Here is a 14,300-nt window from a genome sequence, read left to right as displayed (position 1 = left end):
ACAGTCCGAACACCGAGCCGGACGCCGAGGGGGCCGCCTGGCCGGTCAAGTAGAGGGCTGAGGCGTCCACGTGGACGCTCCCTTCGTCGAGGTGCGGGTGAAGTACCAGTCGGTGATGCGCCGGTCGGTGTAGGTGCCGCCACGGTCGGCACCCGCCCACACCAGGTGCACCACTGCCCGGTTCGGACTGCCGTTGCGGCGGGCGACGGCGGCCTGGACACGGAAGCGAGCGGTGGCGAACGCCGGTGCGATCGCGTGGTCCGGGGCGCCGAAGAGCGAGGGCCACTTGGAGCGGCCGATCCCGGTGGCGTCCGCGCGCAGCAGGTCACGGCCGGCCTCGAGGAGCGTGTGCTCGTCGGCGGCGGCAAGGTCGGCGGGCCAGGCGTCCTCCAACGACTTCTGGATGACGGCATCGCCGGCCACGCCCTCGCCGTGCGGCGGCAGCGCGGAGGCGCTCGCCGACCGCGTCAACGCGGTGGAGGCCGTGGCCTGCGCGGACCTAGCCGTGGTCTGCGCCCCGGGGCGGCCGGGAGCGGTCGCGGAGGGAGGCGGCGTCGGAGCGGCCGTGCGAGATGGCGATGAGGCTGAGGGTGCGCTCGGTGAATGCGGCACCGCCAGCAGGACCACCCCGGCCACGGCCAGGACCACAGTGGCGATCAGCAGCAGGCGCGGTGAGGGCGCCAGGGATGTAGGTTCCGATCTGACTTGTCGTCCGAGACCTGATAACCAGGAATGTCGGACGGTTGTCCGGCCGATCTGTCGGCGGGATCGTCCAGCGCATCTGTCGTTTTCCTCCGGGCAGGATGCGAGCTGGTGTCGCCGAGCAGAGTGCGTGCTCTGGAGGGTTTGTCTGTTCCCTCTGCCATCGTGTGCCCCATGGGTGAACTTGTTGAGCGGGTTGACGAGCGTGACGAGGTGATAGCTGTCGTGGAAAGGGGGGAGGCGATCCGTCACCGGTGGCTGCACCGCATATCGACGATCGTTTGCCGCAACAGTGCGGGGCAGTTCCTTGTCCATCGCCGTCCCGACGAGGTCGCTCTCTTCCCGGGACAGATCAACTGGATGCTGGGAGGCGCAGTGGACGTGGCCGAGTCGTATGAAGAAGCCGCTGCGCGGGAGTTGGCGGAAGAACTGGGTGTTCATGCCCGTCCTCGTTTCCTGTTCAAGTTCTTGTGCAAGGGCCGTGATCAGCCCGTACTGGCTTGGTCTGCATGAGGTCGTCGTCACGGAACCGGTCCGGCCCGACCCTTCGGAGGTCGCTTGGCATGACTGGCTGACTGAGGCCGAACTGACTGACTTGGTCCGGCATCGGGAGTTCGTTCCGGATGCTCGCGAGGCGTTCGACCGATATCGCGCTCTGCCGTTGCGGCCGGGAGTGATGTGAGCTGCGGTGCGGCTGGAGTTCGTGCTCCGCGGCTTGGCGTCCTACGGCGGTGCAGACTCCGGACGTGACGGCGGTGCGGTACGAGAACCGGGCCGAAAGAGAGCGTCTACCGACAGGTTGACGACAGATCACTTGGACACCGTCGTCTCTTTTCGGAACCTACAAGGGAGGTGGTCATAGCAGCCGGGCCCCTCCCGCGTATCCCGACATCGCGGTGACCGCGTCCAGGCGGACCACGGTGGCCGGGCGGGCGGCGTTGACCATCTGTCCGCTGCCCAGGTAAATCCCGACGTGATAGATCGTCGCGTCCCGGCCGGGGGCGTCGGCGTAGAAGACGAGGTCGCCGGGCTTGAGCGCGCTGGTGCCGAGACTGGCGGGGATGCGCTGGCCAACCCCGGCCTGCGCGGCCGCGGTGCGCGGCAGCTGGATGCCGGCCTTGGCGTAGGCGTACACGGTCAGCCCCGAGCAGTCGAAGCCCTTGATGTTCGTGCCGCTCTTGCCGCTCGGCGAGCAGCAGATGCCGTGCGACTTGCCGCTGGCGTTACCGCCGCCCCACGAGTAGGGCACACCGCGCTGGGAGAGCGCCGCCTCGATCACGGTGCGGACCTTCCCGGACACGTTCTTCAGGTCCGGGTCCTTCGCGGCCGCCGTGTACTGGTCGATCCAGCCCAGCACGTTGGCCACGTACTCGTTCGAATGGTTGTACTGGAAGATCGCGGCCTTCAGCTGCGCCCGCTTGGTCAGGTCGCGGCCGTTGCCGCACAGGTAGATCGCGGCGCCGAGCGCGGCGTCGTCGGCGTTGTGCGGGTCGGCGGTCTTGTCGCCGCCCGCATCCTTCCCGACGCCCTCCCAGGTGGAGGGCAAGAACTGGAAGGGGCCAATGGCACGCTCACCCCCAGAGGTGCCGTCCCATTTGCCGCCATCGGTGTCCGGGAAGACGGTGGTGTTGCCGCCGGCCCCGGAACCGTTGAGGAGCACCCCGTAGATCTTCGGGCGGATATCGCCGTTGTCGGCGATGTTCCTACCCACCGCGTGGTTGGACTCGACCTTGGCGATCCCGGCCAGGATCGGCCAGCGCATGCCCTGGCACGTGGGCACGTGCTTGACGACCTGCTGGACAGCCTTCTTGTAGGCGGTCAGCATCCGGGCGGGGATGTCCGCCGCGGTGCCGCCGTCGGCGATTCCCCCGTCGTCCTGGAGCCCGGTCTGCAGGGCGACGTACGCGCTGATCGCGCCTGAGACAGGAGCCGCGCAGCACACCGCGGCGAACAGCAGTAACACCGTCACACATCCCCACCGCCCGAACCGGCGCCGAGACGCGCTCACTCGCTCTCACCGCCTTCGCCCTGCCACCGTTCCCGCATCTCACGCAGCGCCTCGGCCTGGCGTAGCCGCTCCGCATCGGGGGTTCCCCCTCGCATGGCGCGCGCCAGATCGGGATCCACGCGCGCGACGTTCTCGATGGTCCGGCGCCCAAGTTCCGCGGGATCGTTGAGCAGCCGCCGCAATGCCTCGTTCGGGCCCGAGCCGCCGGACGCCGCAGGTGCAGATGAGGGGCCGGCGGCACGGGGGGACGTCGGTGCTGCCATAGCAGTGGCACGGGGTCCGGCCGTCGTGGCGCGCGCCTGCGCTGCCCCTGCGGTACCCGTCGCGCCACGCCCCGTGGCGCTCGGCAGGCGACGGCCGCTGAAGTGGCCCGCCTGGCCGCTGTCGTCGCTGTGCCGGCGAATGACACGGGACACCTCCCGGCCCATCTCGGACCAGGCCCGGCCGTCCTCGCGGACAGTGTTGCCCCACACCCGCACCTGCTGGCGGGCGTCCTGCGAGTAGAGCGATCCCTGCGTGCGAGCCCGGCGGACGCTGGTCGCAAGACCGGCCGTCGCCCCGTACGCGGTGCGGCCGCCCCGGTTCAGGATGCGGTAACCGCGCAGGCGCACCAGACGGTTGTGGGCACGCGTGGACAGCAGTGTGCGGTCGGTGTTCTGGTCGTGCAGGACCTGACCCGAGCGGGGGTCGACGACCTGGCCGTCCTCATTGCGGTAGCGGTCGGGCGGACCGCCAGGACGGCGCGGCCCCCCGCCGCCCGGACCACCGCTCCCGCCGCCGACTGCGCCGCCCGGCTCGGGGGCACCGTCCGCCGTGGGCTTTTGCCACTTGGCCAGCTGCTCATTGTCCGGCCGCCGGCCGATCAGCAGCCAGACAGAGCCCTTCGCACCGAGCCGTGTCCCCACCCCGGCCACGGCGGCGGCCGCGGCGAGGGGTGCGAGTCCGCGCCCTGCTTCGGCGCGTGCGTCGGCGAGCACCCGGCCGGTGTCCACCGGCATGCCCGCCCCGTCGGCCAGCGACGTCAGCGCGCCCATCAGGCGCTGGCGGGTGCCGAGCAGCCCGAACCGGCCGCCGCCGTTGGTGAAGGCGCGCAGCCCGCCACCGTAACCGCCGAGCGCGGCGGGGGAGTTCATGGCGAGGGCGGCGCCGAGTTCGGAGGTGTCGCCGGGCATGTGGGTGCCGCCGACCTTGGCGTAGCGCATCCGCATCGCCATACGACGGCCAAAGGATGCGATCCCGGTCAGCAGCCTGCGGTGCCCGGCGGCGCCCGCAATGGCGAGGACGTCGATCAGCAGGATCCGTTCCACCATCAGGTCGGGGCCATCTGTGATGGTGGCGTCGATGGCGATGCCGAAGAACGGCACGAACGCACAGAGCACGACCACGGTCAGGACGGAGATGCCCCAGATGGACAGCCATTTCCACACCGACTGGCGTGCGGGACCGGGCAGCATGCCCGCGATGAACGTGACGCCGCCGGCGGCCGCGGCCGCCGCGCACACGCCTTGGGTGCCGAGCAGGACGATCGCGCTGGACAGCAGCATGCCGCAGATGAACAGGGCGGCGATCATGAGCAGGGCGGCGCCGCCGACCCGCCACCACGTGGGCTGTTCGGCGTAGGCGGCGCACGCTTTGCCGACGTCCCCGGCTTTCTTCAGGTCGGCGAGGAAGGCAGCGAACTCCCTGTCCTCGTCGGTGACGATCGCGGAGGAGGCGTCCAGCAGCTCGCCTCCGGGCGTGAGCTCTGGCAGGCCGCTGCTCGGAATGCCGCCGATGTCCCGCTCGCAGTACTCCTTGCCCGGGCCGTAGACCAGACTGCAGGCGTCCTTCCTCTTGTTCTGCTCTTCGCAGGTCTTGCGCATCGGAGGGGCGAGCGCGTCACAATTGGCGTCCCCGCCATCGCCGGAGGAGGCCTTGTATCCGCCGGAAACCCATTTCAGATGGACGGCGTAGGCCTTGCGGTCGCCGGTCTTGGCCGGGTCGAGGATGCGCCCGTACTGCAGCAGCATGTAGGGCTTGACGACGAGAGCGTTGGTAACCGAGTCCTGGAGTGGGCGGGCCACCTCCGTCGACGACACCGGCTGGGCTTTTTCACGCTCCAGGCACGTGGCCTCCTGCATGCCGGCCATGCCACCGCACGGCCCGCGGCTGGCGAGCTTGCCACCCCAGTCATAGGAGTTGACACTCTGCTGCGCGACCTCGGCGGCCACCTGCTGGGCCTGCCCCAGCGGCCCGTCCTGAGCGAGCAGTGTGTCGGGGCGGATGAGGGCCGACGCGGCGATCGCCCCGATGAGCAGGGTCAAAAAGATCTCGCCCAGACCCCGGCCGACGCGACCACGCACGATCATGAAACCGGCGAAGACAAACGCCCAGGCCAGCAGCAGCCCCTTCAGCCCGAGCGTGTCGACGACCAACACGTCGTAGGTGTCGGCGACCTTCTGCGCCGGGCGGATAAGGATCTTCAGCAGCGGGAACCGGAAGGCGACCTCGATCGCCCACCCGGCCAGCCCAACGAGCAGCCGGATCAGGGTGAACAGCCCGGACAGGGCGAAGGCGAGGGCCTGCGTTTTGAAGGCGACGATGGAGCCGCCCTCGGCGTTCAGGTCGTACCCATCGATCGGCACGCCCTCGGACGAGTAGATGTTCAGCGGGGCGAGCAGGTCTCCGGTCTCGTTGTTGCTGCCCGCCGCGTACACGACCTGGCTGTTCACCATGACGAACACCCCGGTGAGCAGCAGGACGAAGCCGGCTGAGCGCAGCGCGCCGCGGTCTGGACGCCACATCTCAAGCCCGCCCTTGCCTCGTAGATGTTCGGCGTCGCCAGACCACGAGCGCGCCTACCGCTGTCGTGGCCGGCAGCAACTTCCACGTGGCGGCATCACCGCCGTGCTGGTTGGATCCGGTGCTCGCGGCGTGGCGGCCGCGCTCGCAGTACGCCTTGGCCGGTCCCACGATCAGGGCGCACGGATCCTGCTGCGCAAACTGCGGACGGGCGGCGAAGGCATGTCCGGTGCGCGGCCACCACATCTCCGGCAGGCTCGCCCCGAGCGCCCAGACGAGCACACCGACGGCGACGGCGATGACCGTGAGAGCGCTCGCGGCTGCGGCGAGGCGCCGGGCGCGGCTGGGTGCGAAAGGGGTCATCGACATTCCTTCGGACTCTCGCCTGTGGCTGCGCCGGCGAGCGGTGCGGACCTGGGCGCTGTGGTGCGGGGTCCCGGTGTGGTGGTGCGGCGTCCCGGTGTGGTGGTGATGGCGGAGGAGATCCGCTCGATGCGGGGGATGACGACCTTGACGCGGCCGGTGTTCTGCCGCGGGCACGCGAGGAGGAACTCGCCTTCGCGGCCGCGTTGTCCGACGGGGGACAGGCCGGTGGTCACCAGCCGCAGCAACTCGGGGTCTTTCGAGTCGAGGCCGAGGAACTCCAGCCCGCGGCGGGCGCGTTCACGGTCCGCGGTGCGGGCGAGCGCCCGGTAGGCCATCAGCCCGCGGTCGGGGCCCAGTTCCTCGGCGTCGTGCGATCCGGCGATCAGGCCGGCGCCGTGCTTGCGGCCGTCGTGGAGGATCTCGTGGACCAGGGCGGTGCCCTCGGCGGACGAGGTGAGCCAGTACAGCTCGTCCAGCACCACGGCGGTGAACCGTTCCGGGTCCTCGAAAGCCGTCTGCCGGGCGATCGCCGCGATGAGGTAGAGGACCGCGCGGCCGATCAACGCTTCCAGCGGCTGCTGGTGCAGAACTTCGGGCTTGTCGAACGCGGCCTTCGGCGGCAGCTTCAGACCGGTCGTCGTAATCACGATCATGTCGGAGGCGCTGGAGGCGTCCAGCCGCACGGGCGGCAGGCTCGGGTCGAACACCATCGCGGCAAGAGGATTGCCGGCCACCACGCGGATGAGGCCCGTGAGGGTGGCGGCCGCGTCCTGCCGCTTGCCCGCCTCGCCCGCGGCCATCTCCTCGAGAACCTGAAGCACGCGGTGCATGGAGGGAGCGGTACTGGCGGCGGCCTGTTCGACGGCGTGGTGCAGGACCTCCCCGCTGGTGCTCATCGGGCCGATGCCGAGCTGGAGCGTGAGGTAGGACAGGGCGTAATGGCGGCCTTCGGGGCCGGTGAACATGCGCAGCGGGTCGATGGACACCTCAGCCTGGGCGGCGTCGATGATCTGGCAGCGGCCCGCGGCAGCAGTGCGGGCGAAGGACGCCCATTCCCGCACCGGGGTGCGGTCGATACAGATTGCGACCCCGCCGCGCGCCCACACCGCCTCGGAGATCAGTTTTTCCAGGACGCTCTTGCCTGCGCCGAGATCGCCGATGATCCCCATGGAGGCGGAGGCGTCCTGCTTCGGCGCGTCCGCCACGTTGATCATCACGGGGCGGGTGGTGCCGCAGTCCAGGTCGAGTCCGAGGAACATGCCGTTCGGGTCGCCGACCTCCGCGGCGGTGAAGGCCCCGCCCAACGCCCAGTCCTCGCTGACCTGGTGCTGGGTGAACTCCCGCACTACCCCGGGACGTGCGGTGCCGGGCAGCCCGAGGGTGAACAAGGCCTCTTGCAGCCCGGCGGGGCGCACGGCCCGGTAGTCGGCGCCGCCGAGCAGTGCGGCCAGAGCTCGGGCGCGGGCGTCGCAGACGGCGGCGGTCGGCCCCCACACGGTCAGGACCGTCACCGACTGGACCTCGACTTCCACGCTGGTGCGTGAGAGGCGGGCGTCCAGCTCGCCCAGGTCGCGGGCGGCGTCGGTCAGCGAGGCGGGCATGCCGGTGGGGCGTGCGTCGTACTGGTCGGCCTGGTCGATGAGTTCGTTCTTCTTGCGCCGCACCTGGTCGCGAGCCTTGTCGGCCGGCACCAAGGTGAGGTCGACGGTGTAGTCGACGGGAAAGTCCAGCATCTCCAGCTGCGCGAACAGGTCAGCGGCGTCCTGGCTCACGGCAGGCGGGCACTCGGCGAGCGCCAACTGCGCCTGATAGCCCACCCCGGCCTCCACCTCCACCTGCAGCCACCGCCGCTTGAGCGGCGAGGACGTCCCCAGCCGCCACCACGCCGTGCGTCCCGACCGGCCGACCCGGTCAGCGCCCGGCAGGTCCTCGTAGTCGAGGTCGGGATCGACGCCGCCCTCCTGCAGGCGGACCTGGCCGAGGTCGGCGTAGCTGGGGGAGCGCAGCACTCCCTCGCGGACCTGCCCGCCGTACAGGTCACTGGTCTCGGCCTCGGTCAGCAACGGCTCGGCAAGGCCGCGGTGCAGGGCGTGCTGGACCATCCACACGATCTCCGCCGGGCGGGCCGGGCGGAAGGCGACGCTGCCGGCGAGCGCAGCTTCTACCCGGGAGGCCTGCTCGCGGTAGGAGGTCACCTCACGGCGCGCCACGGGCGCGGCCCGCATGCCCAGCATCGGCGCGACGTCCGCCCACATCGCTCCCAGCGACGCGGTCACCTGCCCGCCGGCGGCGTCGCCTTGCAGCGGCACCGCCAGCCAGAGCGTGCGGCGGTGCATCTCCTGATCGCCCAGCAGGTCCAAGGTGGCCTCGACGTTCTCCACCCACGGATGCGTACTGCCGGGCACCTGGTCGCCGGGCTCGATGCCCTCGATCATGCGCAGGGCGATCTCGCCCGGGTCGACCTGTGCGCACAGCCCGAACAGGCGCGGCGCCCCCGACAGGGAGCGGATCAAGTGCGTGATCTTCGCGAGCTGCTCGTCGCCGGCCGCGGCCGGGACGTAGGTGCCCTGGACGGTCTCCTCGCGCTGGCCGTGCGCGTCCGGTCCAGGGTGCAGCCGGTAAAGCGCCCACACGCTGCCGTGCGTCGACCACACCAGGTGCCCGGCGATATGACGGATCGGCACCCTCACCTGGCACCCCCCGCCTGCTGGGCCAGGGCGAGCAACTGCTGCACACCCGACACCGGCACACCCAACACCGGCCCCGTCGGCGCCGGGCGAGCCTGCGGCTCTGAGCGCGGCCCTGCGGACGGACGGGCAGCCCGGCCCCGGGGCGCGCTCCGGCCGACTGCCGGCTGGTCGGCGCGCGGCGGCGCCGCCACCGCCGAGACAGCGGGATCAGCCTCTTCGACGGTGAAGCCGCCGAGCAGAAGACGGGAGAACCGGTCCCGGGCGGCGCTGCCGCCCATCCGTCCGCCCTGCGGCTGCCAGGCGAGCAGCACCCAGCCCAGCGCAGCCTGCAACGGGGCCCGCCCCTTGATCTTCGGTCGGCGTACCGCCCAGACCGTCAGGACCCAGGCAACGATCGGCACCGGGCCCATCCACGACCACCAGCTGATCGTCTTGACGAGCAGGAAGCCGCCGCCGACCGCGACCGCGATCTGTGCCGGGGTGTAGGGGCCGAGCGGGATCTTCCAGTCGGCGACCTTGCCCAGCACCCACGGGTGTCGGCGAGCGGAGGTGTAGAAGCGGCCCACCCGCCCAGCGGCCGTGGCGCTCACAGCCAGCCTCCCGTGCCGTCAGAGTGCGCGCGGGCGAGCGGGTCAGGTCCGCGCACGGTGCCGGGCACGGCGGGAGCGCCCTTGGACGGGTTCTTCACCTCGTCGGTGAACATGTCCGCCAGGTCGTTACGGGAGTCGTACAGCCCCAGCGCGATGATCATCAGCAGCAGGGCACCGATCCCGGCCTTCAGGCTGAATTTTTGGATCATGATGACGACGACCAGCACGATCAGACCGGCCTGCAGGCCCTTGGTCGCCCAGTCCTCGAACATGGTGATCCAGCTGTCGCCGAGGTCGTCCAGCTGCCCGGCGAGCATCAGGCCGTGCACCCCGGTCACCGGGCACCCCCGTCCCGGGCGGTTCCGGACTCCAGTGCCGCGACGTCCCAGCGACCGGAGCGGGCCTTGAGGCCGAGGTCGTACGCCAGCGGCCAGCGCCCGGCGCCATCGCGTGCCTCGACCTGGACGCGGACGCGGACCTTCGTACCGTCGACCGGCACCCGCTCGGCTGCCGCGCCCTCCTCGGCGCCCCACACCTCCTGGACGGTCACCGCGCTGTAGGGGGTGGGGGAGACCGGCGACAGCTTCACCCCCGGCGCCAGGTAGCGGTCCACCTCCCCGGCCCCGGTCAGGTACGCGCCGAAGAACTCCCCGACAGCCAAGGACAGATCGCCGTCGGACGGAACGCTCACGCCGTACGGCGACTTGGCCACCGCCGCCCGCGCCGGGCCGGCCACCACACCGGGAGCACCGGTCACGGTGACCGAGGCACCGCTCGCGTCGGCGGTCACAGGGACGACGAAGTAACGCAGGCGTCCGTCGGCGTATTGCGCAGCCACGGTCACCGCCCACTCGCCGGCGCCACGCTGCGCACTGCGCACTGCGGTCACCGATGCCGGCTTCGGCTGCGCACTGGCGCCCGGATCCGGCAGATCGACGTCAGGTGCGAGGGCCCGCGCAAGACGGGCCTGCGCACTGTCGGCGTCGTTGACGCTGCTGCGCAACCACGCGTCGACGAACACCTGCGCATAGCCCGCCGGGTCAGCGGTGGCCGCCGCGGCGCGCACGGCGGTCGGCGTGTCCGAAGGGGCGGCCGCGACGGTGGTCGGGCCGGACATGACCGCGACGCCCAGGGCGACGGGGCCGGCCGCGATCGCGGTGAACAGGGCCAAGCGCGACAGGCGGACGCGCCGCCTCATCTTCTCCAGCTCGACACCTGCGGCCATCGGGGGAGCCGCGTCGCTCTCCGATGCCTGCTTGCCAGGGGACATGGTCAAACTCCCAGGTCAGAACGTGTACTTGCTGACCTTGAGAAAACCCGCCGACCCCGACCCGACCACCAACCATGAGAGGCCGACCACGATCACGATGAGGACACAAAGCCCGTGGTCGGGGTCATGGTCGGCCCGACCACAGCCCCGACCATGGCCTCAGACGGCGACCAGGCACGTACCAGGCACGCCTGAGCCCTCCATCGCCGTGAAGGTGGTGGGGACGGGGAACTGGTCCGACGAGCCCAGGATGTGCAGAGGGGGAAGCGCCGACGGATCGGGCCCACGCCGGCTCCCGGAAGGAAGCTGTGGGAGGCCCAGTTGCGCACGACCCGGCCGAGTGCGCAGACCCGCCGTCGACGGTGCCTGTCCACTGTGCGCAGTCGGCTGCACATCCGAATGCGCAGGACCCTGGCAGCGTTGCGCAGCCGACTGCGCAATAGGTGACGGTGCCGTTGCGCAACCGCGACTGCGCAGCCTTCGGCTGGCACCGGGGAAGGGCCGTGGTCGGCCCGACCATGACCCCGACCACGGCAGCCCAGTGCGCATGTTGCCGGATCGTGACCGGTGGTCGGGGGTTGTGGCCGTCGGCCTGGTCGGGGGCGCCGGGTGAGCTGACGGCATGGATCTCGCTCACGTCACCTCACGCGGCGGCCCCGGCCACGTCGCTCCCGCACCCCGGCTCCATGCCATCGGTGGCGTCGCGAACATGGCGCGCGAGGAAGCACGATGAGCCGCTTCGGGGCGGGGATCCGCCGGGGAGTGATGGCGGCGGACCAGTTCACCCAGATCGCCAACGGCCTCTTCCGCGACCCCAAGATCTCCTTCAGGGCGAAAGGCGTCTTCGGCTACATCAGCACGCACCGCGCCGGCTGGCACGTGACGGTCGCCGACCTCGTGCGCGCCGGACCCGACGGACGCGACGCCGTACGAGGCGGCCTGAGCGAACTGCAGCGGCACGGCTACCTCATCCGCAAACAGCTCAGGCACGACGACGGGACGCTCGGCGAGATCGTGTATTCGATCACAGACCGTCCCGCTCCCGTCGACACCGACCCTGCCGCGGCGGCCGGTTCGGTGTTCGCCTCCGCGTCGGCGGGTGAGGCATCCCCCGGTTTCGGGGCGGGGATCCGCCGGGGGGTGATGGCGGCGGACCAGTTCACCCAGATCGCCAACGGCCTGTTCCGCGACCCAAGGCTCTCCTTCAAAGCCCAGGGAATCTTCGGGCTCATCAGCACGCACCGGGACGGCTGGCGGATGAGCATCCCGGACCTGGCGCGCCGCAGCCGCGACGGCGAGGCGGCCGTCAAGAGCGGCCTCAAGGAGCTCGAGAAGCACGGCTTCCTGCTCCGGGAACGCGAGCGCAACTCGGACGGCACCCTTGGCCCGGCCGCGTACTTCATCACCGATCTGCCCAGCCTGCAAAACAGCAGGTCGCAACCGGTGTCGGGTTTTCCACCGGTGGATAACCCGACGTCGGTTAATCGCCCCACTAAGAACACCAACAGAAAGAAGACCAACAAGCAGAACACCAGCACCGTCCCTCCGTGCGGCCGGAGCGACGTCGCTGGATCGCCCGAAGTAACGGACCGGCCGGACGCACCAGCGTCCCCGCCGGCCGCGCTTCCGGCGGATGACATGCACCCGGGGATCCAGCTGCTGCTTGAGATCGGAGAGAGCCGTCCGGAACTCCTGCTGACCGGGAAGGTGCTGACCGATCAGGGCCGCGTGGCCACCGTGATGATGGCGGCCGGCTGGAGCAGCGAGCAGCTGCGCCATGTCATCACCGACCGGCCGTTGCCGCAGCCGGTGCGTACCTCGGTCGGTGCGATCATCGCCGCCCGCCTGCGGGCCGCTCAGGCCTACCCGCCGCCCGCCACGCTGGATCGCACCCCCCACCGCGGTGACGCCGTGGAGGACGAGTCTCCCGCCTGGCCGTCGGCCGAGCGGTCGTCCACGGTGTCTGCCGCCCGCACGGTGACCGAGGCCCTGACCTACCGGGCGCTCGTCGAATGCGCCGGCTGCGGCGTTCCCGCAACGGCCCCCGGCGAAGACCTCTGCCCGGCCTGCCTGGGCTGGCCGCGGTGCCGAACCTGCCCTGGACCCACTCCACGGCGCGCCCGCCCCGACGGCGACGGCCGCTGCACCACCTGCGCCACCGCATCGACCAACGTGCTGGAAGGAAGCACCCCATGACCACCTATGCACCGCCGACAGTAGGGACTGTTCAGCAGCTGACCCCGTTCGGGCAGGAGGTACAGCGCTGGGAGAGGAAACGGTCCCGCGCCGTGCGCGGGGGGCACGTCTGCTGCGGCGCCGGTTGCTCGGCCGGCTGCGAGCCTGTCCTGATCCGTGAGAGGACGGGATGGGGGTGGATCGACTGGACGGTCCCAGCCGATGGCAGCCTGCCCGAACACCCGCACCGTCTCGCCGTGTTCACCCCGATCGCGACTCGGCCCCAGCGCCTGGCCTTGCGCTGGCTGGCCCGACGACCGGCACACCGGATCCGCCTCGGCACAGTGACCATACGGCCGGCCACGACCGTCGTCACGGCACTCACCCTGGTGGCGGCCGCACTTGCCCTCATGTACAGCGTCCCCCTCAGCATCGTGCTGCCGGCGGCCGCCCTAGCCCCGCTGCTCGTGGAGCACCTGCCTGACCGGTTCGACACCCGCGCCGGTGAGCACGCCCGGATCGTCGAGGACGAAGCCGCCTGCCGTTACCTGCAGCGTCTCGCCGCTCTGCACACCGGCCTCCTCCAGGCCGCCGCCAGCAGCGACCGCTACGAGGTGCGGCGCGCCGTCCGGATCGGCCACCACCAGCTGTTCGACACCGCCGACCTCCTCCAGCGCCACGACACCCGCTCGGCCTCCAGCGAGCTCATCGCCCGGGAGCGGCTGATGCTGCAACTCGCCGTCCAGACCCGCCAGATCGTTCCTCCCATGCAGGGTGGCGCGGCGGCTGCCCGGCACGACCGGTCTGGCGAGCAGCCGCCGTGGGGTCCGTATCCGCCCGCACCCCACCGGCCGTCCCGGCCCTCACCCGGACACACGACCCCCATCCCGCCGACGAAGGAGGAAACGAACATGCCCCAGGACGGTCAGCCCGCCGACGAGGTGTACCTACTCTTCGCGCACGAGGCCTACTACCCGGCCGCCGCACAGAAGAGGGAGATCAACACCTCGCTCGTCGCCGCCGCCTCCCTGCTGCACCCCCGCGTCCGGCAGCCCGACGGCACCCGGATCTACGAGCGCCTCACCCGCGGGCGCCGGCCAGGCGAGATCGTGCCGCTTGCCACGCTCACCCACGAGCTGGACGGCGGTCGGCTCTGGCCAGAGGTCGGCGACTGGGAGGCGGTCACCGCAGATCTGCTCCAGCTCATCCAGGAGGAGGAATGCGATGCCCTCAGCCTGGGACTGCCGCACATCGCCCGTGCCCTGGTGTGCTCCGGCCCGCACAGCGAGGTAGAGGTCTACGACCCAGCGGCCGGGCGGCATCGGGCATACGGGCCCGCCGAACGCATCGAGGTCCTGGCCGAGGTCGGCAAGCAACTGGCGTGGGCCGAAGCCGGGTGCGCCCTGTGGCCGGGCGACGGCCTGCTGGCTCCCGCGAATCCTGAGACCGCCACCTGAAGTTCGGCCACGCAGCGTATGGTTTTGTTGACGGGTTTCGACACCAGCTCAGGGCCGAGAACGCCTTGTTTCATCGGAGGGCGATGTCTGTGAGTTCTGGCAACGCTTGAGGGCTTGCGGTGGGAGCATGGACATGCTCTGCGGGGTGAGGCTGCGATGGCCTCACCGAAGTCCAAGGTCGACTTGTACGCGGCGATCCGCCGTGACGCCCGGGCAGGGATGTCGTACCGGGCCTTGATGCGTGAGTACGGAGTCGGATTC

10 protein-coding genes and 1 pseudogene are annotated in these 14,300 nt (G+C 70.8%); 3 read left to right on the top strand and 8 right to left on the bottom strand.

What is annotated here, in order from left to right:
• Positions 1 to 45 precede the first annotated feature (45 nt).
• Positions 46 to 471: a hypothetical protein gene (locus tag KUM49_RS15640; RefSeq protein WP_254401311.1), complete on the bottom strand. Its 426-nt coding sequence runs from the start codon at positions 469 to 471 to the stop codon at positions 46 to 48.
• Between the two features lie 405 nt (positions 472 to 876).
• Between KUM49_RS15640 and KUM49_RS15635 the strand changes: the two are divergent.
• Positions 877 to 1,384, top strand: a pseudogene (locus KUM49_RS15635) (NUDIX hydrolase).
• A gap of 174 nt (positions 1,385 to 1,558) precedes the next feature.
• Here KUM49_RS15635 and KUM49_RS15630 read toward each other — a convergent pair.
• Genes KUM49_RS15630 through KUM49_RS15600 form a run of 7 tightly spaced genes read right to left on the bottom strand, consistent with a single transcriptional unit; the run spans position 1,559 to position 10,407 of the window.
• The gene (locus KUM49_RS15630) at positions 1,559 to 2,671 is read right to left on the bottom strand and encodes a bifunctional lytic transglycosylase/C40 family peptidase (RefSeq protein WP_308406633.1); all 1,113 of its coding nucleotides are present in this window, start codon (positions 2,669 to 2,671) and stop codon (positions 1,559 to 1,561) included.
• Positions 2,672 to 2,706: 35 nt separating this feature from the next.
• Positions 2,707 to 5,493, bottom strand: coding sequence for a hypothetical protein (locus KUM49_RS15625; RefSeq protein WP_217237448.1), 2,787 nt, complete (start codon positions 5,491 to 5,493; stop codon positions 2,707 to 2,709).
• Between the two features lies 1 nt (position 5,494).
• Entirely contained in the window at positions 5,495 to 5,854 is a 360-nt protein-coding gene (locus KUM49_RS15620) for a hypothetical protein (RefSeq protein ID WP_217237447.1), read from the bottom strand.
• The gene (locus KUM49_RS15615) at positions 5,851 to 8,547 is read right to left on the bottom strand and encodes an ATP-binding protein (protein WP_217237446.1); all 2,697 of its coding nucleotides are present in this window, start codon (positions 8,545 to 8,547) and stop codon (positions 5,851 to 5,853) included. Before KUM49_RS15615 ends, KUM49_RS15620 begins: the two co-directional genes overlap by 4 nt.
• Positions 8,544 to 9,137 (bottom strand): hypothetical protein, encoded by a 594-nt coding sequence (locus KUM49_RS15610; protein ID WP_217237445.1) that lies wholly within the window; start codon positions 9,135 to 9,137, stop codon positions 8,544 to 8,546. Before KUM49_RS15610 ends, KUM49_RS15615 begins: the two co-directional genes overlap by 4 nt.
• Positions 9,134 to 9,454, bottom strand: coding sequence for a hypothetical protein (locus KUM49_RS15605; protein WP_254401317.1), 321 nt, complete (start codon positions 9,452 to 9,454; stop codon positions 9,134 to 9,136). Before KUM49_RS15605 ends, KUM49_RS15610 begins: the two co-directional genes overlap by 4 nt.
• 17 nt (positions 9,455 to 9,471) lie before the next feature.
• Positions 9,472 to 10,407, bottom strand: a complete 936-nt coding sequence (locus KUM49_RS15600) for a conjugal transfer protein (protein WP_217237443.1) — start codon at positions 10,405 to 10,407, stop codon at positions 9,472 to 9,474.
• Between the two features lie 729 nt (positions 10,408 to 11,136).
• Between KUM49_RS15600 and KUM49_RS15595 the strand changes: the two genes are divergently transcribed.
• Positions 11,137 to 12,603: a hypothetical protein gene (locus KUM49_RS15595; RefSeq protein WP_217237442.1), complete on the top strand. Its 1,467-nt coding sequence runs from the start codon at positions 11,137 to 11,139 to the stop codon at positions 12,601 to 12,603.
• A gap of 323 nt (positions 12,604 to 12,926) precedes the next feature.
• Positions 12,927 to 14,039, top strand: coding sequence for a hypothetical protein (locus KUM49_RS48305; protein ID WP_254401310.1), 1,113 nt, complete (start codon positions 12,927 to 12,929; stop codon positions 14,037 to 14,039).
• Positions 14,040 to 14,300 lie beyond the last annotated feature (261 nt).

The organism is Streptomyces sp. AC555_RSS877 (genome assembly GCF_019049245.1).
Lineage (GTDB): Bacteria > Actinomycetota > Actinomycetes > Streptomycetales > Streptomycetaceae > Streptomyces.
This window is presented reverse-complemented; position numbering and strand designations above follow the sequence as displayed.

Bases quoted from the DNA above. Each gene is read 5' to 3' on its own strand.
- KUM49_RS15625 (WP_217237448.1), bottom strand. From the start codon at position 5,493: ATGTGGCGTCCAGACCGCGGCGCGCTGCGCTCAGCCGGCTTCGTCCTG.
- KUM49_RS15620 (WP_217237447.1), bottom strand. From the start codon at position 5,854: ATGACCCCTTTCGCACCCAGCCGCGCCCGGCGCCTCGCCGCAGCCGCG.
- KUM49_RS15605 (WP_254401317.1), bottom strand. From the start codon at position 9,454: ATGCTCGCCGGGCAGCTGGACGACCTCGGCGACAGCTGGATCACCATG.
- KUM49_RS15600 (WP_217237443.1), bottom strand. From the start codon at position 10,407: ATGTCCCCTGGCAAGCAGGCATCGGAGAGCGACGCGGCTCCCCCGATG.
- KUM49_RS15595 (WP_217237442.1), top strand. From the start codon at position 11,137: ATGAGCCGCTTCGGGGCGGGGATCCGCCGGGGAGTGATGGCGGCGGAC.